We start from the raw sequence: 20,948 nt of genomic DNA on the forward strand, positions 1-20,948 counted from the left end.
CCGCGATGGAGGCCGGCTATCGGGCGGGCGCCGGCGGCGCCATCGGCGTGCGACCAAGGCCGATCGGCGGTCGCCAGGCATGATCCGGCGCGACGAAGGCGGACATGGATGCGACGAGCGAGGACGTCAGCCGCGCCCACTTCCCTTATGCTGGGCGCAAACTACACAATGGAACCGCCATGCCGTTGAAGCCCGAACATCGTCAGACCATCTGGCTGGTCATCACGACCTGGACCCTGTCCGGGATCCTCTACCTCATCCCCTATCATATCTTCAGCGGCGCCAGCACCTATGTGCTGGTGTCGGTCGTCAACATCTGCGTCATGGGGACGCTGTTGTCGTGGGGGGTCTGGTGGACCGTGCGCCGGACGCGCCGACGCAACATGGCGGTGCGGCTCGCCGCGATGGGCGTCGCGGTCTGCCTCGCGTCGGGCACGCTCGCGCTGATCGACGCCGCGACGGGCGAATGGATCGGGCGGCTGGTGGTGTCGAAACAGATGTCGGCGCCCTTCGGGCTGCGCGCCACCAATAATTTCATCGCGCTTATCTGGCAGTTCGCGCTGCTCGGCGCCGCCTTCACGGTGATCGAGGCGAACCGGCTCACCCGCGAGCGCGAACTCGAACTCGCGGCGGCGCGCGAGACCGCGAGCCGTGCCGAGGCCGCGGCGAGCGCTGCCAGCCTCGCGGCGCTGCGTTACCAGCTCAATCCGCATTTCCTGTTCAACACGCTCAACGCCATCTCGTCGCTGATCGTGACGCGCGAATATGCCACCGCCGACGCGATGCTGGCGAAGCTGTCCGAATTCCTTCGCGCGACCTTGTCCTCCGAACCCGACGCGCTGCTGCCGCTCGAGGACGAACTCGCGACGCTGCAACATTATCTGGAGATCGAGAGCGTACGTTTCGGCGAGCGGCTCGCGGTCGAATTCGTCTGCCCGCCGTCGCTCAACGCCGCGCTGGTGCCGAGCTTCCTGCTCCAGCCGCTGATCGAAAATGCGATCAAATATGCGCTCGCGCCATCGGCAGTGCCGGTGACGATCCGCGTCGAGGCGGCGCGCGAGGGCGACACTTTGGTCGTCACCGTCGAGGACGACGGCAACGGGCAGGAAAAGGACATGCGGCCGGGCACCGGCGTCGGCATCGCCAATGTCCGCCAGCGGCTCGAAGCGCTCTATGGCGCGGCGGGCAGCCTCCGGACCGAAAAAAGGGCGCGCGGCTTCGTCGCGGTCGCCCGCCTGCCGTTCGACACCCATGTCGAGGGAGCGGCGACATGAGCGCGCTCACCGTCTTGCTCGTCGACGACGAACCGCTCGCGCTGCGCCGGCTCGAAACTTTGTTCGGCGACATCGACGATGTCGCGGTGATCGGCACCGCATCGACCGGCGGCGAAGCCGAGGAGCGCATCGCGGCACTTACGCCCGACCTCGTCATGCTCGACATCTCGATGCCGCAGAAAAGTGGCATCCGGGTCGCCGCCGACCTGGTCGCCAATCCGCGGCCCGAGATCATCTTCGTCACCGCCTTCGAACAATATGCGCCCGACGCCTTCGAGGTCGACGCCGCCGACTATCTGCTCAAGCCCGTGCGCTTCGACCGGCTGCGCCAGGCCGTCGAGCGCGCGCGCCGCCGCCGCGCGATGCGCGACGCCGCCGACCGGCTGGCTGAGGCGCCAGTGGCCGAGGCGCGCGACGAGGCGATATGGGTCCAGGTCGCCACCGGCAACCTGCGTCTGCCGATCGCGCAGATCGAATGGGTCGAGGCCGCGCGCGACTATGTGCTCTTTCACACCGCGACGCGCAGCTACATCCACCGCATCTCGATGGCCGCACTCGGACAATTGCTCGATCCGCAGCAATTGATGCGCGTGCATCGCTCGACCTTCATCCGCCCGGCGCTGGTGAGCTGCGTCCAGCGGCTCGGCAAAGGGCTGATCGCGCTCGAGATGGCGGATGGCGCGGTGGTGCAGGTCGGGCCGAGCTATGTCCACGCCGTCCTCGAACGGCTGGGGCTCGCCTGACGCCTTCGTCGCGCGAGCGGCCGCCTTCGTCGACGCACCGCCCGTCCTGTCGCGCCGCGATCGGCTTTCGAAGCACCACCGAGGCGCAACCGCGCCGCCTGTCCTAGCCACGGGTTGCGGCATCCAGCCGCGAGCAGAGGTGGCCGGTCCCCTTCCCCACCCCCGGCAAGGCCCGGCGCCTCTGCTCTCCCCCTCATGATGGAGAGACAGATGAAGAAAACCCTCCCCCTCCTCGCCGCGGCGATCGCGCTCAGCCTGCCCGCGTCGGCGCTGGCCGCCAAGGCCGAAGCGAAGCCCGAGGCCCGTGCCAAGGCCGAAGCCAAGCCCGAAGCGCGTGCGAAGGCCGAGGCCAAGCCCGAGGCCCGTGCCAAGGCGGAAGCCAAGCCCGAAGCCCGTGCCAAGGCCGAAGCCAAGCCCGAAGCCTGACCGCAACGGGACAGCGAGTGCCGGCGGCGTCCCCCCGGTTCGCCGGCACTCCTTCTCCGCGCGCGACCGAAGCCATCGTCAAGGCTCTCCCCGGCCCCTCCCCACACTATCCAGAAACGAGGCGATGATATGCGAACCCTTTTCCAAGCGGCGGCCTGCACCGCGTTGCTGCTGACCCTGCCCGCTCCCGCGATTGGCCAGGGTCTGTTCAAGAGCATCGCCAATCGTCTTTCCGAAACCACCGACAAGGAAAAGCCGGACGCGGCGCCGGACACGGGCGGCAAACCCGCCGCCGCGAAGCCCGCCGCCAGGAAACAATCCGCGTCGACGGTGCAATATCCCAGCCAGATGCCGCCCCCCGACGGTTTCGCCGCGGTCAAACAGGCCTATGACGATTTCGGCAAGGTCCGCTGCACCGGCTGCGAGGGCGGCTATGCCTATGACGGCTGGGCGGTCTTCCCCCGCGACGAAACCCCGCGCCCCTACAATGGATCGAAGCATATTCTCGGCGAATTCGCGATCGGCCATGTCCACACATGGCAGGGCGCCGAAACGCAAGGATCGCTGACGATCGTCAGCGAAGAGCCGGTCCAGGGCTTCCGCTGCCGCCAATTGCTCTACCGATTGACCAAGGGCGGCGCCTCCGCCGAACGTCCGGGCCTGATCTGCTGGGGCTATGCCAACCAGTTCGCGGGCTCCGAAGGCTGGAACATGGTCTATTGAGCGAGAGTCCCCATAGCAATTCTACGCAGCTTGCCGGCGCTCGCCGTCGGCCTGACGCTGTCGGGCGCGGCCGCGCGGGTCGCAGCATCGCCAGCATCTCACCAAGGAGTCCAAAGGCCCGGATTTCTCATGGCCGCAGGACATCGTCGGCCTTGCTCCGCTGCAGCGCGCATTCGCGGGCGAAGAAGTCGAGAAGCGCTCGAACCGACGGCAGCAGGCCCCGGCGGGACGGGAATACGGCGTGCACGATGCCGGCCGGCGGTCGCCAATCCGGCACGACATGGACCAGCCGCCCGGCCTGGACGTCCGGCCAGATCAGCAACGTCGGCAGTTGTACGATCCCCAGCCCTTCGATCGCGGCCGCACGCAGCGTCGCCAGATCGTCGGTGATGATGCGCGGCGTGTGCGGCACGCTTGCCTTCTGGCCATCGGCACTTTCGAGGTCCCATCGATAATCCGATCGTACCGGCCCCAGGTCGAGGCTGGGAAAGCCATTCAGGTCCGCGGGCGATCGGGCGGGGCCTGCGATCAGTTCGGGGCTTGCGACCAGGCATTGCCGGCTGTCGTCGAGTTTGCGCATGACCAGGCCGGTATCGTCGAGGGGTGGGAAGCGGACGCGAACCGCCAGATCGAACCCCTCCGCGATCACGTCGACCGGCCGGTTTAAGGTCTTGAGATGGACCTCGACCGCCGGGTTCGCCTTCACAAAACGGGCGATCAGGCCGCTGAACTGAAATTGCAGAAGCCCGACCGGACACGCCATGCGGATCACGCCGCGCGGCTCGGCCCGCAATTCGGCGATGGCCTGCTCGGCCGCCTCGGCCTCGGCCAGCATGGCGACGCAGTGACGATAGAATTCCTGGCCAACCTCGGTCACCGAGAAACGGCGCGAGGAGCGGTTGAGCAGCCGGACGCCGAGCCGGTCCTCAAGCGCCGCGATCCGCCTGCTGAGCTTCGATTTCTGCAGACTGGTCGCGCGGGCGGCGGGCGCAAAGCCGCCATGATCGACGATCTGGACGAAATAATAGAGGTCGTTCAGATCCTTCATCGTTCCATTCATAGGACGCTGCGTCCGGAATCGCAATCTTTCGCGCCCGGCGATGCAGGAGCATCTTCCTCGCAAGTCAGGAGCGCCCCGTCTGGGGTCGCTCCCCGAGGAGATGAACGATGAACAAGACGATACTCGGCCGCTATGGCAATGAGCACGGCCATTGGGTGGGCGACGGCTTCCCGGTCCGCTCGCTCTTTTCCTACAATATGCTGGATCGGCACATCAGCCCCTTCCTGCTGCTCGACTATGCGGGACCGCATTATTTCGCACCGACGACCGATCGGCGCGGCGTCGGCCAGCATCCGCATCGCGGGTTCGAGACGGTCACCATCGTCTATGACGGCGAGGTCGAGCACAAGGATTCGGCAGGCAACGGCGGTGTGATCGGCCCCGGCGATGTCCAGTGGATGACGGCCGCCAGCGGCATCCTCCACGAGGAATATCATTCGGCAGCCTTTGCAAAGACCGGCGGCCCATTCAAGATGATCCAGCTCTGGGTCAATCTGCCCGCAAAGGATAAGATGGCGCCCAGCGGCTATCAAGGCATCACCAACGCCGACATTCCGGTGGTCGAACTGGCCGGCGGTGCCGGGATGGCGCGCGTAATCGCCGGCGATTTCGGTGATGCCAAAGGTCCCGCCAAGACCTTCACGCCGATCAATGTCTGGGATCTGCGCCTCACCCGCGACGCCGACATGACGCTGTCGTTGCCCGAAGGGCACACGGCGATGCTGGTGGTCCTTGGCGGACATCTGACCGTCGAGGGCAATCAGGACGTCGGCGAGGCGGAGATGCTGATGCTGAGCCGCGAAGGCAGCGAGGTGCATCTGCGCGCCAACGGGGACACGACCATATTGGTCCTGACCGGCGAGCCGATCGACGAACCGATCGTTGGCTATGGCCCGTTCGTGATGAACACCGCGGCGGAAATCCGCCAGGCGATCGACGACGTCAACAGCGGCAGGTTTGCGACGGCGGCCTGATTGAAAGCCCGGCTCCTTTCGACACGGAGCCGGGCTTTTTTGACCCGCGCCGGACCGGCCAGCGTTGAGAGTGATTTTTGCGGCCCGATAGCGGGCATTTTACAGGAGGACGACGATGACCAGTGAAGCCACCCGGGACCCAAGGGCCGACCATCTGCTGACGCCGCAGAACGCGGCTTTCATCATCATCGACTATCAGCCGGTGCAGGTGAACTCGATCGCCTCGATGGACCGGCAATTGATGCTCAACAATATTGCCGGCTGCGCACGGGCCGCGGTCGTCTATGACCTGCCGATCATCCATTCGACGGTCAATGTCCAGACCGGCCTCAACAAGCCCCCGGTGCCGCACGTCGCCAAGGTTCTGGCCGACTATCCGACCTATGACCGCACGACGATCAACAGTTGGGAAGATGTCGAGTTCAGGAAGGCCGTCGAGGCCACCGGGCGCAAGAAGCTGATCATGACCGCGCTGTGGACCGAAGCCTGCCTGACCTTCCCGGCGCTCGACGCGCTCGCGGCCGGTTATGAGGTCTATGTCCCCGTCGACGCGGTCGGCGGCACCTCGCTCGCCGCGCATGAGGCGGCGCTGCGCCGCATCGAACAGGCGGGCGGCAAGATGATTTCCGTCCCCCAACTCTTCTGCGAACTACAGCGCGACTGGAAACGTAGCGAGACCGTTCCCGCCTTCATGAACCTGTTCATCGAGACGGGCGGCACCGCCGGCATCCAGTTTTCCTACGACCGCACCGAATAGCATCGCACAAACAGCCCGCGCGCCGGTGGGGCGCGGGCTGTCCACCCCGCTCAGCAAGGAGAAAACCCATGTCCACGCCCGCCAATTTCAACGGCGCCCGCCCGGTGATCGACCCCGACGATGCCGCCGAATGGGCGCAGGTCAATACGAAGATCTTCCCGCCATATCAGTTGCGGATCGAATGCTACGCCAAGGCCCAGCAGGTCGCGAACGATCGCTAAGAACTCGATTCACAGCGCGTTCGAGGCAATCGCATCCCGGCCCGCTATCCGCCCGTTCAATCGGCAGGCCGGAACAGCATAGGGGCGGTTCGCTGGCCGGCACTTTTCGCTCGCGACGACAATGAGAATCGATTTGCCATCAAGCGCAACAAGACCATGATGCACGAGGGCCCCAACGAGAATCAGGAGAGACGAAATGACCGACGCACCGACCATCATCCTCGTTCATGGCTTCTGGGGTGGCGCGGCTCACTGGGCCGGCGTCATTCCGCTGCTCCATCAGGCGGGACTCACCAAGCTGAAAGCGGTCGAAATGCCGCTCACCTCGCTGGCCGACGATGCCGAGCGCACCCGCAAGATGATTGCACAGGTCGGTGGCCCGGTGCTGCTGGTAGGGCACAGCTATGGCGGCGCGGTCATCACCGAAGCCGGCACCCCTCCCGACGTTGTCGGACTGGTCTATATCGCCGCTTTCGCTCCCGACGCGGGTGAAAGCCCGGGCGGCATAACGCAAGCCAATCCCCCGGCGGGCGCGGCAGCCATCGCGCCCGACAGCGATGGATTTTTGTGGATCGCACAAGACCAATATCACGCCAACTTCTGCCAGGATCTGCCCGAGGATCAGGCGTTGGTGATGGCGGTGACGCAAAAGGCGCCGCTTGGCTCGACCTTCGGCGACACGATCTCTCAACCGGCATGGAAGAGCAAGCCGTGCTGGTACCAGCTGTCGGAACAGGATCGCATGATTGCACCGGCCAATCAGGAGATGATGGCCTCGCGGATGGCGCCCAAAAAACTGATCCGGCTCGCCGCGAGCCATGCATCTCTGGCGTCGCAGCCCGATGCGGTTGCCGCACTGATAATCGAGGCGGTGCAAGGCTGACGGGGACAAGGGATCAGCTGGCGACTTGCGAAGCGGATTTTCGAGATTGACCGCCGAGAGATGGTGTTCAGTTGATCCTGCGTTGTCCGTTCCCGGGTGGCTGGTCCGCACGCCGCCCTGAATAGGGCGATATCGTCGCCGCATGGCTGATTTCAGAGCAAGGGAAACACCAAGACCATGACGATCGAACGCATCATCGACAAACGGGAACGCGATCTCGGCGGCGGTTTCGTCGTCGGACGGGTTCTGCCCTTCCACGCGCGCCGGATGGTCGGGCCGTTCATCTTCTTCGACCATCTGGGTCCGCTCGACCTGGCACCGGGCATCCCGCGCGAGCTGGATGTGCGCCCCCATCCGCATATCGGCCTTTCGACCGTGACCTATCTCTATTCGGGCCAGATCACCCATCGCGACAGCTTGGGCTTCGAGCAGGAAATCCGCCCCGGCGAAGTCAACTGGATGGTCGCGGGCAGCGGCATCACCCACAGCGAACGGCTTGAATATGCGCGCGCGCATGGTGCGAACATGCATGGGATCCAGGCCTGGGTGGCGCTGCCCGTCGAGGCGGAGGAAAATGATCCCAGCTTCCACCATCACGCCGGGGCCGACCTGCCCGAATGGGACGAGCATGGCGTCAAGGGCCGGTTGATCGCGGGCGAGGCCGATGGCCTTTCGTCGAATGTAACGGTTCATTCGCCGCTCTTCTACCAGCACTGGGAGATGCAGGCCGGCGCGCGGCGTAGCGTCACCACCGCTTATCCCGAACGCGCGGTTTATTGCGCCGCCGGACAGATCGAGATTGGCGGAACGGTGCTGGGCGCGGGCCAGATGGCGGTGCTGAACGGACGCGACGGCGCCGATGTCACTGCGAAGCAGCCCTCCACGGTGATGGTGCTGGGAGGCGAGCCGATCGGCGAGCGGTTCCTGCTTTGGAACTTCGTTTCCTCGAGCAAGGACCGGCTCGAACAGGCGCGCGAGGATTGGACGGCCGGGCGCATGAAATTGCCCGACGCGGACCACGCCGAATTCATCCCGTTTCCCGAGGTTGCGAAATGACCGCCGGCATCCAGGAAACGCGGGGACATCACCGGACGTCGAATGGCTTGGGCCGGGCCCGAAATCCTCCATATACGGATGGCCGGAACCGTCCGATGATAGCCGAACAAGGAAAGCTGCCGCTATGGCCGAAATAACGATCACCAAGGAAGACGATGGCCGCCATGGCCGCTACCTGGCGCGGGTCGCCGGGATCGAGGATGCGGCCGAACTGGTCTTCACCCATCGCGGCCCCGGCCTTATCAGCGCGGACCATACCGGCGCGCCGGAGAGCCTGAGGGGCACGGGCGCGGCGGCGGCGCTGGTCGATTTCCTCATCGCCGATGCACGGGGCAATGGCTTTCGCATCATTCCCTTATGCCCTTATGTCCGCGCGCGATACGAGAAGTACCCCGATTGGCAGGATGTGATGACCGTCGGCCCGGGCGAAAAGCCGAGCATCGCCGCAAGGCCGCACCCATGACCCGCCTGCTCGGCATTTCGGGCAGCCTGAGGACAGGCTCGTTCAACACCGCCCTGCTCCGCAACGCGGCCGGGCTGGTGCCCGAGGGCGTATCGCTCGATATCCGCACGTTGCACGGCATTCCGCTCTACGATGCCGACGCGGAGGCAGCGAGCGGCCTGCCCGATGCGGTGGTCGATCTGAAGGAGGCGATTGCGTCGGCCGATGGCGTGATATTGGCGACGCCCGAATATAACAACGGGATACCCGGCGTGTTCAAGAACGCCATCGATTGGGCCTCGCGCCCGCCGGGCGACATTGCGCGGGTGTTCGGCGGGCGTCCGTTCGCGATTCTGGGCGCATCGCCGGGTGGGTTCGGTACGCTGCTGGCGCAGAACGACTGGTTGCCGGTGCTGCGCACCCTTGGTGCGACCTTGTGGACCGGCGGCCGGATGCTCGTCTCGCGCGCATCGGGGATGTTCGACGAGAATGGCGCGATGGGCGATCCCGCCGTCCGCAATCAGCTCGCGACCTTCCTTGCTGGCTACACCGGCTTCATTCGGCAAAAGGACGACTGACACGATGGCGCAAAAGACCATGGCCCATGTTTCCGATGCTCAGGGCAGCCCGCTCGCGGTCGCCATCGAGGTGTCCGGTCATCATATCTTCGGGGACGAACCCCTGTCCAAGGGCGGAAAGAATCTGGGTCCGTCGCCCTATGACCTGCTCGCCGCGTCGCTTGGCGAATGCACCGCGATAACCATTCGCTGGTACGCGATTCGCGAAGGCTGGCCGGTCGAACATGTCGATGTCGAGGTTCGTCATGGCAAAAAGATGGAAGCGGGATCGGAGCAGATGATCGACGAGTTTCACAAGACCGTCACCATCATCGCCCCCGACCTGTCGGAGGAGCAACGCCAAAAGCTCTTTGACGTCGCCGAAAAATGCCCCGTTCACAAAACGTTGACCGGCGCCATCCGGATCGCAACCGAACGCGGATCATAGCCGGCGCCAGCCGGAAATCAGCGCCGTGGGTGAAAAGTGCATCGCGGATGCACCTGGGCCGTGGGTGGACGGCCCTGCGTTGGCGCCGAACGGGTTTTGCGTGTGTCTCGCGTCACAGCATCGTCCGTCTGCATCGCCTATCGGGATGGCATCGGATGAAAAGGCGACGGCAAGGAGATGAAAAGTGAGCGATAGAAAAGACGCCCCTGAAACGATCAGTGACGAAGCGCTCGACGCGGTCAGCGGCGGCCTGCCCGCCGTGCAGGCCGCGCGCGAGGCGGCGCGCCGGGCCAGCGTCAATTTCGTGATGGCGGACGGATCGGTCAAGGCCGGCGACGGATCGGTGAAGCCGGGTGACGGGTCGGTCAAGCCCGCCGTCGGCGGTTAAGCTCTCAGCCATCCTCGGCCCACGGTCGGGCTCTAATGCTCGCGCCCCTCGAGCAGCGCGATCAGGCGAACGAAACGGTCGCCCGCCTCGCTGAGCGTGTCGAGTAGGCCTTCGTCGAGTTCGGTCTGCCCGCCCGCCGGGGTCGACAGGCTGCGCAGCCGATCGGACAGGAACACCGCCAGCGCGCGATAGAAGCGCGCCGCGAAGCCGCTGTCCGCCGCGAATTCGGCCAGGATCGCCGCGCGCGGCACCGCAAGCACCCGGACATGGTCGCGCGCGGTCACCGTTGCCGACGGCAGCGCCTTTTCCACAAAGGACATCTCGCCGACCACATCGCCGAGCGCGAGGTCGGCAACATGCGCGCCGGCAGGGCTGGTGACCGCCAGCGTGCCATCGGTGACGAAGAATAATTCGCCGATCGCCTGCTCCGCCTTGATCAGCACATCGCCGGGCGCGAGGCTGCGGACGCTGCCGTGACGCGACAGCCAGAGGATGTCGCTGTCCTCCAGATCGCCCAGGATATAGAGCGCCTTGCGCATATCAGTCCTCCAGCAATTGGCGGCGCGCGAGCGCGGCAAAGGCGCCATTTCGCGCCATGAGGTCGGCGAATGTCCCGCTTTCGACAAAGCGCCCGCGTTCGAGGACGCAGATGCGGTCCGCATTGCGCACGGTCGACAGCCTGTGCGCGATGGTGATCCGGCTGGCGTCGAGTGCGTCGAGAGTCGCCGCGACTATCGCCTGCGTCGCATTGTCGAGCGCGCTGGTGGCCTCGTCGAAGAACAAGAGGCGCGGCCCTCCGGCGAGGGCGCGCGCGATCAGGATGCGCTGGCGCTGCCCGCCCGACAGCGTGCCAGCGCCTTCGGTGACCATCGTGTGCAGCCCCATCGGCATCTGATCGAGGTCGTCGGCCAGCCCTGCCGCATCGGCCGCCGCCTGACATTGTTCGAGCCCGGCATCGCTCGCGCCGCGAATATTCTCCATGATCGTCCCCGCGAACAGCTGGCTCGACTGGAGCACGACGCCGATCTGGCTGCGCAGCCGTGCCGGATCGAGGCTGGCGAGTTCCTGCCCGTCATAGGCGATCGACCCCGTGGTCGGCGTCTCGAAGCCGAGGAGCAGCCGCAGGACGGTCGACTTGCCCGATCCCGACCCGCCGACGATCGCGACATGCTCGCCCGGCGCGACGCTCAGCGACAGGTCGGCGAGCAGCGGCGCCATCGCCTGGTCATAACCGAAGCTGAGCCCCGACACCTGGATATCGCCAGTCAGCCGCCCCGGGTCGGCGCGGCCGCCCGCCGCCTCGATCTCGGCGGTCAGGATCGGGCGTGCGCGCTCGGCCAGCGGGCGCGCGGTGTAGATCGCGAGCAAAGAATCGCACAGCGCGACAAGATTGCCCTGAAAGATCGCGAAAGCGGCGAGGAAGCCGATGAACTGCCCCGGCGGCACATCGCCCGACACGAGCAGCGCCGCGGTCGCGAACAGCGCGATCAGGCCGATGATCCCCCAGGCATCGGCGAAAGCGCCGAAATGCACGCCGATGCGCTGTCCCCGCGCATCCGCCGCGCGTTCGAGCGTGTAGGCGCCCGTCCAGCGATCCAGCATGCGGTCTTCCGCCGCCGCCGAGCGCAATTTGGGCAGCCCTTCCAATATCTCGAAGGTGAGACCCGCGAGCTTGCCGTCGCGTTCGGCCGCCTCGCGCAGCGGTGCCGCCTGTGCCACGCGGCTGACCGCCACCGCGCCGATATAGACGAGCGTTACGCCCAGCCCGGCGAGCGCCATGCGCGGTTCATAGGCGAAGAGCAGGACAAGATAGAAAAGCGAGAAAAAGGCGGTCAGCCCGGCGCTGAGCAGGATCGCGGCGACGAGCGCGCGAATGCCTTCCAGCGCCTCGATCCGCTGGTTGAAATCGCCCGGCGACAGCGTCTTGAAAAAGCGCGCGGGCAGCCGCAGCACCCGGTCGGCCACCCCCGCCGCCATCGCGACCTGCCCGCGCCCGGTGACGCGCGCGATGGCCAGCGTCCGCACCGTGGTGAAGGCGGCGCCGACGAGCGCCGCGACGACGAGCGCGATGCCGATGCCGATCAGCAGCCCGCCCGCGCCGCCGGGGACGATCTCGTCGAAAATCCAGGCGGTGGCGAGCGGCACGATCAGCCCGAGCAGCGCCGCGCCCAGCCCCGCGCCGGTGATCAGCGGCCATTCGCGCCGGATGCCGACGGCGACGCTCACCGCCATGGGACGGAACGACGACAGGTCGCCGGCAAGCGGCGCATAGACGCGCCAGCACAAGGGCTGCACCTCGCCCGGATCGAGCGGAATGCCATCGGCATCGCGATACGCGCCACCCCGCCACAGCGCCGCGCTCGTGCCATGCTCCCCGACCTGCACCAGCATCGGCCCGGCATCGTCCTTCCACCAGCCCGGCGCGAGGATCGTCCGTCCGGCGCGCAGCCCGGCGATGCGCGCGAGCACCGGGGCCTGCGCGAAATCCATGCGCGCACCGCGAAAGATCGCCGGGTCGACCGGATGGCCCAGCGCGTCGCCCAGCGCGGCGAATGCGTGCGCCAGCCGGTTGCCCTCGGCACCGCCGGGTGGCCCCGCGCCAAGGCGATCGATCAGCGACGCGTCGCGCTGCGCCGCTTCGGCGGCAAAAGCGGCGTCGAGCACTGCACCGGGGTCGCCATCGTCGAACGTCCCGGCGAGCAGCGGCGCGAGTTCGCAATCGTCGAGCGCGACGACGAGGAAGCGGCGCGCGCCCTCGGGCAGCGGCGCGACGCGCCCCTCGGCCTCGACGAGTTCGACGAAGCGCCGCCGCTCGGCGGTGACCAGATAGAGTTCGAGCCGCCCCGCCGCGACGCGCCAGCCGGTGCCGCCATGCGGCAGCGCCCGGGTCGCGCCAGCCGGCAAGGCGATCGCGTCCGTCATGCCTCGACCAGCCGCGCATAGACGCCGCGCCCGGCCATCAGTTCGCCATGGTCACCCGCCTCGACCACCCGTCCCTGTTCGAGCACGAAAATCCGGTCGCAGTCGCGGATCGCCGACAGGCGATGCGCGATGATGATGCAGGTGATGCCGCGCCGCCGGATCGCCTCCATCACCCCATGTTCGGTGACCGGATCGAGCGCGCTTGTCGCTTCGTCGAGGATGATCAGGCTGGGATCGCTGGCCAGCGCGCGTGCGATTTCGATCCGCTGCCGCTCGCCGCCCGAAAAATTGCCGCCACCCTGCGCGATCCGCGCGTCATAGCCGCCGGGCCGCGCCGCGATGACGTCGTGAATCATCGCGTCGCGCGCCGCGCGGATCATGTCGGGTTCGGGCAGTGCGTCGTTCCACAAGGTCAGATTGTCGCGCACCGACCCTTCGAACAGCATCACATCCTGCCGCACATAGGCGAGCCGGTGCGCAAGCGCGGCGCGCGGCCAGTCGAGCAGCGCGCGGTCGTCGAGCAGCAGGTCGCCGCCGCGCGGCTGTTCGAGCCCGGCGATCAGCTTGCCGACGGTCGATTTGCCCGACCCCGACGGCCCGACGAGCGCGATGCGTTCGCCGGGTAGCAGATCGAAGCTGAGCCCGTCGATGAGCGGCGGATCGAGCGGCGCATAGCCGAAGGACAGGTCGCGCGCGCTCACCCCTCCCTGCGGCAGCCGTCCGTCGGAGGCAGGATCGGCGCGGTCGAAACGCGGATCACTCGCTTCGGCCAGCACATCGTCGAGCCGCCCGGTGTAGGAGCGGATCTGGTGCAGTTCGGCCCCGAAACCCGCAAGCGCCGCGACCGGCGCGACAAAGCTTGCCGCCAGCGTCTGATAGCCGACGAGTTCGCCCAGCGTCATCGTCCCGCCCATCACGGCAAAGCCGCCCCACACCAATATGGTGGCGATAATCAGCGCACTGATCAGCGCCGGCATCGGCTGCACGAAGGCGGCCAGCCGCGCGACCTGTTGCTCGCCGTTCTGGACCGCGATCGTCAGGCCGGTCCAGCGCGCGAACAGCATATCCTCGCCGCCCGACGCCTTGAACGTCTCCATATCCTTCAAACCCGCGACACGCGCACCCGCGAGCTTGCCGCGGTCGATCGATATCTTGCGATAGCGGTCGGACAGCAGGCGGTTCGACAGCAGCAGGACGGCAGCGTTGAGCAGCGCTAGCGCGGCGATCGCCAGCGTCAGCGCCCAATGATAAAAAAGCAGCACGATCAGGAAGAACAGCGCGCTGACCAGATTGACCGCCGCCTGCGCCAGATGGCCGGTCAGCAGCGTGGCCAGCGATTCATTGAGCTTCACCCGGTCGGCGATCTCACCGGCGAAGCGCTGGTCGAAAAAGGCCACCGGCAACGTCAGCAGCTTGCGCATCAGCGCCCCGCCGGTGTTGAGGCTCATCGCCATGCGCGCGCGGAGCAATGTGCGCTCCTGCAGTTCGAGGAGGATGAAGCGGACCAGTGCGGTCAGCGCCATCCCGATCAGGAGCGGCAGCAACCAGTCGGACAGGCCGCGGACGAGCACATAATCGACAAAAATCCGGCTGAACACCGGCAGTACAACCCCCGGCACCACCAGCGCCAACGCGGTCAGGACCACGAACCACAAGGCGGTGCGCACCCCGTCGAACCGCTGACGCAGCGACTGCGCCAGGCTGGGGCGGCTGTCGCCCCGCTCGAAACCGGCGCCGGGGACGAAGGTCAGCACGACACCGGTAAAGCCATCGGAGAATTCGGCGATCGTCTCGCGGCGGCGACCCGACGCCGGATCGTTGAGCCAGACGTGGCGCGCGTCGATATGCTCGACGACGAGAAAATGGTTGAAATGGACAAAGGCGATCGCCGGCAATGGCAGGTCGGCGATATGCTCGGGCTCGGCCTTTAGCCCCTTGGCCTCCAGCCCCAGCGCGCGCGCCGCGCGCAGCAGGCTCGACGCCTTGGTCCCGTCGCGCGACACCCCGCACAGCGCGCGCAGTTCGTCGAGCCCCATGTGGCGGCCATGCGCGGCAAGGACCATCGCCAGCGAGGCGGCGCCGCATTCGGCGGCTTCGAGCTGGAGTACCGTTGGCGTGGATCGGCGCCGTGCCATTCGCTAGTTACCGGCGCCCGGCACCAGCAATCCGATGATGCGCCGGTCGGCGACCACCACCCTGCCCGCGACGATCGATCCCGCGCTGATCGCCCCCGGCGGCCCTTTCGACGCCGACCAGGCAAAGCCGCTCGCATTGGCGGCGTCGCGGTCGAGCAGAATCCGCACCTCGATCGGCGCGCCGCGCGCGGTCAGTTCGGCTACCAGCTGGTCGTTGCGCAGCATGCGCCGCATGCCCTCCGGGGTCGCGGGCAACGGGGCGACCGAGGCGACGCGGCCGCGGATATGACCATAGACTGCGCGCTCGACGGCGGTCGGCGTGATCTCCGCGCGCATCCCCGGCGCGATGCGCTTGCCTTCGGCGGCGGGAACATAGAGAAGCGCCACGAGCCCGCCCTGGTTGGGCGCGACGGTCGCGAGCGCGGTGCCGGGAGCGACGATGTCGCCGGTGCCCAGCTTCACCTCGGTGACGCGCCCGGCAACGGTGGCGCGAATCACTTCCTCGTCGCCGAGCCGCGCCTCGAGCCGCTCGATCAGGCGCTGCTGCGTATCGACCTCGCGCTGCTCGTCGAGCAGGGCGAGACCGCTGGTGCCCGATCGTGCGTCGGCGTCGACGCGCACGCGCAGCGCCGCCTCGCCCAGGTTCGACAATTGCTCGCGCACCGCCGCCAGTTCGATCTGGACATCGACCAGCTGGTCCTGGGTGATGAAGCCGCGTGCGATCAGCTTTTCCATCCGGCCCGCGCGCTGCTCGAGATAGCTGGCGCGACTGGTGAGCGCGCGGCGGCTTTCGGCGATCGTCGCGAGCCGGGCGCTGTCGGCGCCGCGTTCGCGCCCGCCCTGCTCGCCATAAAAACCCTGCAACCGCGCGAGCCGCGCCTGGGCATCGCGCAGGTCGAGGCGGGCGTCGGCCAGTTCGCGGGTGAGCTCGGTGCGGGCGATGGTTGCGATCGGCTGGCCGATCCGCACCGCATCGCCGGGGATGACCAGCATGGTCTGGATACGGCCATCCTGCGCGGCGGCGATTTCGGCGAGGCCCGACCGGTTGATCAGGATGCCGCTCGCGCCAACGGTCACCGGCGCGCGCGCAACGCTGGCCCAGACCAGCGCCGCGACCAGCGCGACGGCGAAGGCGCCGAGCAGGATCCACGAGGGGCGCGGCACCAGCGTCACCGGGGCGTCGAGCCGCTCTGGATTCGCCATGCGATCCAGCGCCGTCTGCCGATAGATGGTTTCGCTCATCCGCGTGCCGCCCCTGTTGCCATGCGCACGCGACCCATATTGTTCTATCCGCGCACATGAACCGATTTTCCCCGTTGTGACAAGGGTGTCGGCATCGCTGTGACGCAAGGCACACTATCACGCGCGGAATCGGCTATGCAGGACGCCTGTCGGGAAGGATATTCCGACTCGGGCCGCAACCTGTCGAACCGCCGCCTCCGCGCGGCGTTGTTAGGAGAATTGCGATGACCAGAAAGACCGACAAAGTGACCAGGGCGGGCGCCGTCGCGCTGAGCGAGGACGCGCTCGACCAGGCATCGGGCGGCGCGGGCCCCACCTATATCAAGCTCGACCCCGACTTTGGCAGCGTCGTGCAGAAGGTCAACGAGGTGAAGCTCAGCCCTGCGACCGCCGCGAACAAATATACGCCCAACCCGGTGAAGTTATGACGGCGTAGCGGAGGATCGCGCGCATGGCGCCGCACGACACGACGGCGGGTCCGTCCGACAGCATCGACGGCTATGTCGGCGACTCGCTCTATCCGAGCAGCTTTCATGCGAGCTTCGCCCCGCCGAACATCGACGCGATGCTGGCGCATGTCGGGATCGCGTCGCCGCGCGGTCATGCCACGCGCTCGTCCTTCACGATGGTCGATATCGGCTGCGGCGACGGCATCGGGCTGATCCTCAACGCTGCCGCGCATCCCGAGGGGCATTTCATCGGCATCGACGGCAATCCGGGCCATGTCGCACGCGGCGCGGCAATGGCGGCGGAAATCGGCCTCGATAACATCGAACTCCATCATCAATATTTCGACGCCGCGCTGGCGGCACAGGCCGGCGGCGCGGCCGATTATGTGCAATGCCAGGGCGTATTGGCGTGGGTCAGTGAAACCAATCGCGGCCATGTCCTCGACCTCGCCGCCCATATGCTGAAACCCGGCGGGGCGCTGGCCGTTGGCTATAATTGCCTGCCCGGCTGGACGCCGATGGTCGCGTTCCAGCAAATGCTGTGGACACTGGCGGACGGCCTGCCGGGCACGCCGACCCAGCGGTTCGAAACCGCGCTTGAACAGCTACGCGCGACCGGGATATTCGAAGCGGGCCATTGGGAATGGATCGACGAGATGCGCGGCCGCCTGCCGACCGATTATTTCGCGCATGAATATCTCAATCGCCACTGGACGCCGCTCTGGTCAGGCGCTGTTCTCGAAGCTGCGGCGGAGCGCGGACTGGCGCTGGCCGGCCAGGCGAGGCCTAACCGCCTGCGCGCCGATTTTGCCCTGAAGGCGGCCTGGCGCGACACACTGTCCACGATCGCCAATCCCGCCGCGCGCGAATGCGCGCTCGACCTGCTCACCCGCAACTGGTTCCGCACCGACCTGTTCGTGAAACAGCCCTACGCGCGGCTTTCAGCGACCGTACAGGCCGAGGCGCGTATGCAGGGCTGGTGGTCGGCCGCGCGCCCGCTCGGCGAAGCCAGTTTCGAGGCCCGCACCGCCGCCGGCACCATCCGTTTCGACAACGATGCGGCGCATGCGATCCTGCGCGCGCTCGAAAACGGGCCGCAACCGCTGTCCGCCGTGCCTGACATTGGCGAGGCCGATCTGTTCAACGCCCTCGACGCGCTCTTCATGGCGGGCGAAGTGGTCCCCGCCGACCCGCCGGCCGACGTGCCGTTGGCGGCAGCGACCCACGCCGCCTTGCTGCGGCTCGACGCCGCAACGATCAATGGCGCGGTTTCAAGCCACGGGGTCATCGGGATTCCGCGCGGGTCGTTACGGCCGTGACTTCGCAAGTCCGAAGCTGGCCGAAAGCAGTCGATTGGCGCCAAAGGCCCCTTATCAACTGGTCAGCAGTTTCAGGCCCGAAAACAGCAGGACGGCCGCAAGCGCCGGACGCAACAGATGATCGGGCGCGCGACTGGACAAGAGGCTGCCGACGATCACGCCGGGGATCGATCCCACCAACAGGCTGATGAGCAGCGTCGGATCGACATCGCCATAGAGCCAGTGCCCCGAACCCGCCACCAGGGCCAGCGGAACCGCGTGCACGATATCGGTGCCGACAATCCGCGAGACCGGCAGGTGCGGGTAGAGCATCAGCAGGGCGGTCACGCCGATCGCCCCCGCCCCGATCGACGAGATCGAGACCGCAATTCCAATGAACGCCCCGAGCATCACGGTCGGCAGCAGTGCCCGCTGATCGTCGGGACCTTCGTGCCGCCGCGCGAACCGCATGAGACGCCCCTGAAAAAACGCCGCGAACGCCGTAAGGATCAACATAAAGCCCAGAAACAAAATGATGACATGCTCGGCACTGTCGCCGATACTGCCGAGCCCCTGCAACGCGACGACCGAAAGGACAGCGGCCGGGATCGATCCTGCGGCGAGACGGCGAAAAATATGCCAGTCGACGGTGTCGCGCCAGCCATGGACGGTGCTCCCCACCGTCTTCGTCAGCGCGGCGAACAGAAGGTCTGTGCCAACGGCTGTCTTGGGATTGACGCCGAACATCAGCACCAGCAGCGGCGTCATCAGCGACCCGCCCCCGACGCCCGTCAGCCCGACCATGATGCCGACCAGCAAACCCGCGGTCGCATGCATCGTGTCGACATGTTCAAGCAGATTTTGGAACAATCCGATCACCCAGGAATTGGCAGACGCATCCGACCTTCTGACGAAGGCCGTTCGGACTGTCGAATGAATTTGCTGTCATCGGCGCTGATCCGCCTGCGACGCCTTGAGCAACGCCTGGGCCAAGAGGGGCAGGGTTTCCACGAACCCCGTATCGTTTCAGGCAATCGACGACGGACGCGACGGCGGCAAGGGTTTCGCGCGGATCGCGTGTGCAAATCGTGTCGAGACCGAGCGTCTTTGCGCGATGGTCATTGCCCGCATGGGCAAGCATCCAGATTTGGCGTTTTAACCGTTCAATCGCGCCCGGTGCAGCCGGGCGGACGGGGCCTCAGCAGAGCGCGACCGCCAGCGGCGCCCGTTGCTTGACCGTCATCGACCGCCAATGCGCCGTTGACGAAGAGTTTCCGGACGCCGACGCTCAGTTCGCGCGGGTGCATATAATCGGCGCGCGGCGCATATTGGACGGGATCAAAGACGAGCACGTCCGCGAAAAAGCCTGGACGCAGGTAACCACGCCCGTCGAGCTTGTAGATGTCGGCGGTACGCCCGGTCGATTGACGGATGAAGGTCCGCAGGTCGATAACCTTGCGCTCGCGAACGTAGCGCGCATATTTTTCGGGGAAGGTCGCGAACATGCGGGGATGGCCGTCCGACCCGTCGGACGATGTCACCATCCACGGCTGCGTCATCAACAGGTCGACATCCGCTTGCGCCATATTGAAGGACGCGACGGCGGCGCCCCCGCCCTTCTGTCCTTCATCCTTCGCCTCGATGCCCTGCCGGATGATCCGCAGTGCCGCGTCGCGTGGATCCGCCTTCCACTCCTCTGCAACCTGTTCCAGCGTCCGGCCGGTCCAGGGAAAGCCCTGCGCGATCAGGAGCAACGCGCCGGCTCCGCCACGCCGACGCAGATTGTCCTGCATTTCGACCCGGATCCGCGCCAGCGTGACGGGATCGTCGAGCCGCTTCAGCAACGCCGCCCCGCCGCCATCGACCGCCCAGCGCGGCAGCAGCGACGCGTCGAGACTCGATCCCGACGCCAGCCAGGGATATTGGTCGGCGGTCACATCGACCCCCGCCTTGCGCGCGGCGTCGATCGCGGAGATCACCGCGCCGGCCTGTCCGTGGACATCGACGCCGAGCGCTTTCAGATGGGCGAAATGGACCGGCATTCCGGCCTGCCGGCCGATCTCGATCGCTTCCTCCACCGACCCGAGCAGGCCGATGCTGTAACTCGATTCGTCGCGCTGGTGGGTGTCGTAAAGGCCGCCGCGGATCGCCGCCTCGCGCGCCACCGCGACGACCTCGCCGGTGGTGGCGAAGCTTTGCGGCGCATAGAAGAGTCCAGTGGAAAGGCCTACCGCACCTTCGCACATGCCCTTGGCGACCAACGCCTTCATCGCGTCGAGTTCGGCTGCGTTCGGCGCGCGCGCATCCTGACCCAGCACCCGCTGGCGAACTGGTCCGAAGCCGACGAACGGCACGATATTGGTGCCGATCCCCGATCCCGTCAGCCTGGCGGCATCCTCCGCGACATCGGGCGTGCCATAGCCATCGACCCCGATCATCACCGTGCTGACCCCTTGGGCCAGCCAGGCGGCATTGACGCGCACCGTCGGGTCGGGCGAGCGGAGGAAGCTGTCGGCATGGGTGTGCGGATCGATGAAGCCGGGCGCGACGATCAACCCCTTCGCGTCGATGATCCGAGGCGCCGAATAGCCGCCGGACGGCCCAACATGGACGATCCGATCGCCGCGGATCGCGACGTCGCCGACAAAGGGTTCGCCCTCGCCGCCGTCATAGATCGTCCCGCCCCGGATGATCACGTCGACCGCCTCGTCCGGCCGCGCTGCGGCGCCGGCCACGCAAAGCAGCGCCGCAGCGGCCGACAGCGAAGCGATCGTCCGGCGAACGGAAAGCGAAGCAAGCGACGACGGCATCGGCGTGATCCTTCTTGTGGGCAGTCGCGACCGCCGGCCGGGGCGCACCCTCGGTCGGCTTTTTCCGGCGATGAGGATGTCTCGAATAAGCGCCCCGCGTCCAGAGAGTGTAGTTGCAGCCCCTATAACCCAATGGCATA

23 protein-coding genes are annotated in these 20,948 nt (G+C 66.8%); 16 read left to right on the plus strand and 7 right to left on the minus strand.

What is annotated here, in order from left to right; genetic code table 11:
- The first annotated feature begins 179 nt into the window (after positions 1-179).
- From ASD67_RS13525 to ASD67_RS13540, 4 genes are all read left to right on the plus strand, one after another.
- The gene (locus ASD67_RS13525; RefSeq protein ID WP_056348017.1) at positions 180-1,274 is read left to right on the plus strand and encodes a sensor histidine kinase; all 1,095 of its coding nucleotides are present in this window, start codon (positions 180-182) and stop codon (positions 1,272-1,274) included.
- The gene (locus ASD67_RS13530; RefSeq protein ID WP_056348019.1) at positions 1,271-2,017 is read left to right on the plus strand and encodes a LytR/AlgR family response regulator transcription factor; all 747 of its coding nucleotides are present in this window, start codon (positions 1,271-1,273) and stop codon (positions 2,015-2,017) included. Before ASD67_RS13525 ends, ASD67_RS13530 begins: the two co-directional genes overlap by 4 nt.
- A gap of 210 nt (positions 2,018-2,227) precedes the next feature.
- The gene (locus ASD67_RS13535) at positions 2,228-2,443 is read left to right on the plus strand and encodes a hypothetical protein (RefSeq protein ID WP_056348021.1); all 216 of its coding nucleotides are present in this window, start codon (positions 2,228-2,230) and stop codon (positions 2,441-2,443) included.
- Positions 2,444-2,572: 129 nt separating this feature from the next.
- Positions 2,573-3,166, plus strand: a complete 594-nt coding sequence (locus ASD67_RS13540; RefSeq protein WP_056348023.1) for a hypothetical protein — start codon at positions 2,573-2,575, stop codon at positions 3,164-3,166.
- A 127-nt stretch (positions 3,167-3,293) separates the two neighbouring features.
- On the opposite strand, the gene ASD67_RS13545 is transcribed toward ASD67_RS13540, so the two are convergent.
- Positions 3,294-4,214: a LysR substrate-binding domain-containing protein gene (locus ASD67_RS13545; RefSeq protein WP_056348543.1), complete on the minus strand. Its 921-nt coding sequence runs from the start codon at positions 4,212-4,214 to the stop codon at positions 3,294-3,296.
- A 119-nt stretch (positions 4,215-4,333) separates the two neighbouring features.
- Between ASD67_RS13545 and ASD67_RS13550 the strand changes: the two genes are divergently transcribed.
- The 9 genes from ASD67_RS13550 to ASD67_RS13585 all read left to right on the plus strand — a co-directional run bounded on the left by ASD67_RS13550 (position 4,334) and on the right by ASD67_RS13585 (position 9,952).
- A complete protein-coding gene (locus ASD67_RS13550) occupies positions 4,334-5,200 on the plus strand; it encodes a pirin family protein (RefSeq protein ID WP_056348025.1) in 867 nt (288 codons plus the stop codon).
- Positions 5,201-5,315: 115 nt separating this feature from the next.
- A complete protein-coding gene (locus ASD67_RS13555) occupies positions 5,316-5,957 on the plus strand; it encodes a hydrolase (RefSeq protein ID WP_056348027.1) in 642 nt (213 codons plus the stop codon).
- 68 nt (positions 5,958-6,025) lie between these two features.
- Entirely contained in the window at positions 6,026-6,178 is a 153-nt protein-coding gene (locus ASD67_RS23105; RefSeq protein WP_187138782.1) for a hypothetical protein, read from the plus strand.
- A gap of 196 nt (positions 6,179-6,374) precedes the next feature.
- On the plus strand, positions 6,375-7,061 hold the full coding sequence (locus ASD67_RS13560) for an alpha/beta fold hydrolase (RefSeq protein ID WP_056348029.1): 687 nt from the start codon (positions 6,375-6,377) through the stop codon (positions 7,059-7,061).
- Between the two features lie 177 nt (positions 7,062-7,238).
- Complete coding sequence (locus ASD67_RS13565; protein ID WP_056348030.1) at positions 7,239-8,117, plus strand: pirin family protein; 879 nt, start codon at positions 7,239-7,241, stop codon at positions 8,115-8,117.
- Between the two features lie 124 nt (positions 8,118-8,241).
- A complete protein-coding gene (locus ASD67_RS13570; RefSeq protein WP_056348031.1) occupies positions 8,242-8,580 on the plus strand; it encodes a GNAT family N-acetyltransferase in 339 nt (112 codons plus the stop codon).
- Positions 8,577-9,137 (plus strand): NADPH-dependent FMN reductase, encoded by a 561-nt coding sequence (locus ASD67_RS13575; RefSeq protein ID WP_056348032.1) that lies wholly within the window; start codon positions 8,577-8,579, stop codon positions 9,135-9,137. Before ASD67_RS13570 ends, ASD67_RS13575 begins: the two co-directional genes overlap by 4 nt.
- Before the next feature lie 4 nt (positions 9,138-9,141).
- Entirely contained in the window at positions 9,142-9,564 is a 423-nt protein-coding gene (locus ASD67_RS13580) for an OsmC family protein (protein WP_056348033.1), read from the plus strand.
- A 184-nt stretch (positions 9,565-9,748) separates the two neighbouring features.
- Entirely contained in the window at positions 9,749-9,952 is a 204-nt protein-coding gene (locus tag ASD67_RS13585; RefSeq protein ID WP_056348035.1) for a hypothetical protein, read from the plus strand.
- A 32-nt stretch (positions 9,953-9,984) separates the two neighbouring features.
- Here the strand turns inward: ASD67_RS13585 and ASD67_RS13590 are convergent, their stop codons facing one another.
- From ASD67_RS13590 to ASD67_RS13605, 4 genes are read right to left on the minus strand one after another with little or no spacing between them, the layout of a single operon-like run.
- Entirely contained in the window at positions 9,985-10,491 is a 507-nt protein-coding gene (locus ASD67_RS13590; RefSeq protein WP_056348037.1) for a cyclic nucleotide-binding domain-containing protein, read from the minus strand.
- A 1-nt stretch (position 10,492) separates the two neighbouring features.
- The gene (locus tag ASD67_RS13595; RefSeq protein ID WP_056348039.1) at positions 10,493-12,874 is read right to left on the minus strand and encodes an ATP-binding cassette domain-containing protein; all 2,382 of its coding nucleotides are present in this window, start codon (positions 12,872-12,874) and stop codon (positions 10,493-10,495) included.
- Positions 12,871-15,009 (minus strand): NHLP family bacteriocin export ABC transporter peptidase/permease/ATPase subunit, encoded by a 2,139-nt coding sequence (locus ASD67_RS13600; protein ID WP_056348042.1) that lies wholly within the window; start codon positions 15,007-15,009, stop codon positions 12,871-12,873. Before ASD67_RS13600 ends, ASD67_RS13595 begins: the two co-directional genes overlap by 4 nt.
- 3 nt (positions 15,010-15,012) lie before the next feature.
- The gene (locus ASD67_RS13605; RefSeq protein ID WP_056348044.1) at positions 15,013-16,251 is read right to left on the minus strand and encodes an NHLP bacteriocin system secretion protein; all 1,239 of its coding nucleotides are present in this window, start codon (positions 16,249-16,251) and stop codon (positions 15,013-15,015) included.
- A 224-nt stretch (positions 16,252-16,475) separates the two neighbouring features.
- Between ASD67_RS13605 and ASD67_RS13610 the strand changes: the two genes are divergently transcribed.
- Together ASD67_RS13610 and ASD67_RS13615 are read left to right on the plus strand one after the other, a co-directional pair.
- A complete protein-coding gene (locus ASD67_RS13610) occupies positions 16,476-16,679 on the plus strand; it encodes a hypothetical protein (RefSeq protein ID WP_056348046.1) in 204 nt (67 codons plus the stop codon).
- Between the two features lie 23 nt (positions 16,680-16,702).
- Positions 16,703-18,019, plus strand: coding sequence for a class I SAM-dependent methyltransferase (locus tag ASD67_RS13615; RefSeq protein WP_056348048.1), 1,317 nt, complete (start codon positions 16,703-16,705; stop codon positions 18,017-18,019).
- A gap of 54 nt (positions 18,020-18,073) precedes the next feature.
- Here ASD67_RS13615 and ASD67_RS13620 read toward each other — a convergent pair whose 3' ends face one another.
- Positions 18,074-18,835 carry a sulfite exporter TauE/SafE family protein gene (locus ASD67_RS13620; protein ID WP_056348546.1) on the minus strand — a complete coding sequence of 254 codons (762 nt, stop codon included), beginning with the start codon at positions 18,833-18,835 and terminating at the stop codon, positions 18,074-18,076.
- Positions 18,836-18,971: 136 nt separating this feature from the next.
- Between ASD67_RS13620 and ASD67_RS23110 the strand changes: the two genes are divergently transcribed.
- Positions 18,972-19,157 carry a hypothetical protein gene (locus tag ASD67_RS23110; protein WP_156377712.1) on the plus strand — a complete coding sequence of 62 codons (186 nt, stop codon included), beginning with the start codon at positions 18,972-18,974 and terminating at the stop codon, positions 19,155-19,157.
- Between the two features lie 4 nt (positions 19,158-19,161).
- On the opposite strand, the gene ASD67_RS13625 is transcribed toward ASD67_RS23110, so the two are convergent.
- Positions 19,162-20,808 carry an N-acyl-D-amino-acid deacylase family protein gene (locus tag ASD67_RS13625; protein WP_056348050.1) on the minus strand — a complete coding sequence of 549 codons (1,647 nt, stop codon included), beginning with the start codon at positions 20,806-20,808 and terminating at the stop codon, positions 19,162-19,164.
- Between the last annotated feature and the right edge of the window lie 140 nt (positions 20,809-20,948).

It is taken from the genome of Sphingopyxis sp. Root1497 (genome assembly GCF_001427085.1).
Taxonomy (GTDB): Bacteria; Pseudomonadota; Alphaproteobacteria; order Sphingomonadales; family Sphingomonadaceae; genus Sphingopyxis.

Excerpts from the sequence above, each read along its gene's own strand:
- ASD67_RS13525 (WP_056348017.1), top strand. The coding sequence starts at position 180 with ATGCCGTTGAAGCCCGAACATCGTCAGACCATCTGGCTGGTCATCACG.
- ASD67_RS13530 (WP_056348019.1), top strand. The coding sequence starts at position 1,271 with ATGAGCGCGCTCACCGTCTTGCTCGTCGACGACGAACCGCTCGCGCTG.
- ASD67_RS13535 (WP_056348021.1), top strand. The coding sequence starts at position 2,228 with ATGAAGAAAACCCTCCCCCTCCTCGCCGCGGCGATCGCGCTCAGCCTG.
- ASD67_RS13540 (WP_056348023.1), top strand. The coding sequence starts at position 2,573 with ATGCGAACCCTTTTCCAAGCGGCGGCCTGCACCGCGTTGCTGCTGACC.
- ASD67_RS13545 (WP_056348543.1), bottom strand. The coding sequence starts at position 4,214 with ATGAAGGATCTGAACGACCTCTATTATTTCGTCCAGATCGTCGATCAT.
- ASD67_RS13550 (WP_056348025.1), top strand. The coding sequence starts at position 4,334 with ATGAACAAGACGATACTCGGCCGCTATGGCAATGAGCACGGCCATTGG.
- ASD67_RS13555 (WP_056348027.1), top strand. The coding sequence starts at position 5,316 with ATGACCAGTGAAGCCACCCGGGACCCAAGGGCCGACCATCTGCTGACG.
- ASD67_RS23105 (WP_187138782.1), top strand. The coding sequence starts at position 6,026 with ATGTCCACGCCCGCCAATTTCAACGGCGCCCGCCCGGTGATCGACCCC.
- ASD67_RS13560 (WP_056348029.1), top strand. The coding sequence starts at position 6,375 with ATGACCGACGCACCGACCATCATCCTCGTTCATGGCTTCTGGGGTGGC.
- ASD67_RS13565 (WP_056348030.1), top strand. The coding sequence starts at position 7,239 with ATGACGATCGAACGCATCATCGACAAACGGGAACGCGATCTCGGCGGC.
- ASD67_RS13570 (WP_056348031.1), top strand. The coding sequence starts at position 8,242 with ATGGCCGAAATAACGATCACCAAGGAAGACGATGGCCGCCATGGCCGC.
- ASD67_RS13575 (WP_056348032.1), top strand. The coding sequence starts at position 8,577 with ATGACCCGCCTGCTCGGCATTTCGGGCAGCCTGAGGACAGGCTCGTTC.
- ASD67_RS13580 (WP_056348033.1), top strand. The coding sequence starts at position 9,142 with ATGGCGCAAAAGACCATGGCCCATGTTTCCGATGCTCAGGGCAGCCCG.
- ASD67_RS13590 (WP_056348037.1), bottom strand. The coding sequence starts at position 10,491 with ATGCGCAAGGCGCTCTATATCCTGGGCGATCTGGAGGACAGCGACATC.
- ASD67_RS13595 (WP_056348039.1), bottom strand. The coding sequence starts at position 12,874 with ATGACGGACGCGATCGCCTTGCCGGCTGGCGCGACCCGGGCGCTGCCG.
- ASD67_RS13600 (WP_056348042.1), bottom strand. The coding sequence starts at position 15,009 with ATGGCACGGCGCCGATCCACGCCAACGGTACTCCAGCTCGAAGCCGCC.
- ASD67_RS13605 (WP_056348044.1), bottom strand. The coding sequence starts at position 16,251 with ATGAGCGAAACCATCTATCGGCAGACGGCGCTGGATCGCATGGCGAAT.
- ASD67_RS13610 (WP_056348046.1), top strand. The coding sequence starts at position 16,476 with ATGACCAGAAAGACCGACAAAGTGACCAGGGCGGGCGCCGTCGCGCTG.
- ASD67_RS13615 (WP_056348048.1), top strand. The coding sequence starts at position 16,703 with ATGGCGCCGCACGACACGACGGCGGGTCCGTCCGACAGCATCGACGGC.
- ASD67_RS13620 (WP_056348546.1), bottom strand. The coding sequence starts at position 18,835 with ATGCATGCGACCGCGGGTTTGCTGGTCGGCATCATGGTCGGGCTGACG.
- ASD67_RS13625 (WP_056348050.1), bottom strand. The coding sequence starts at position 20,808 with ATGCCGTCGTCGCTTGCTTCGCTTTCCGTTCGCCGGACGATCGCTTCG.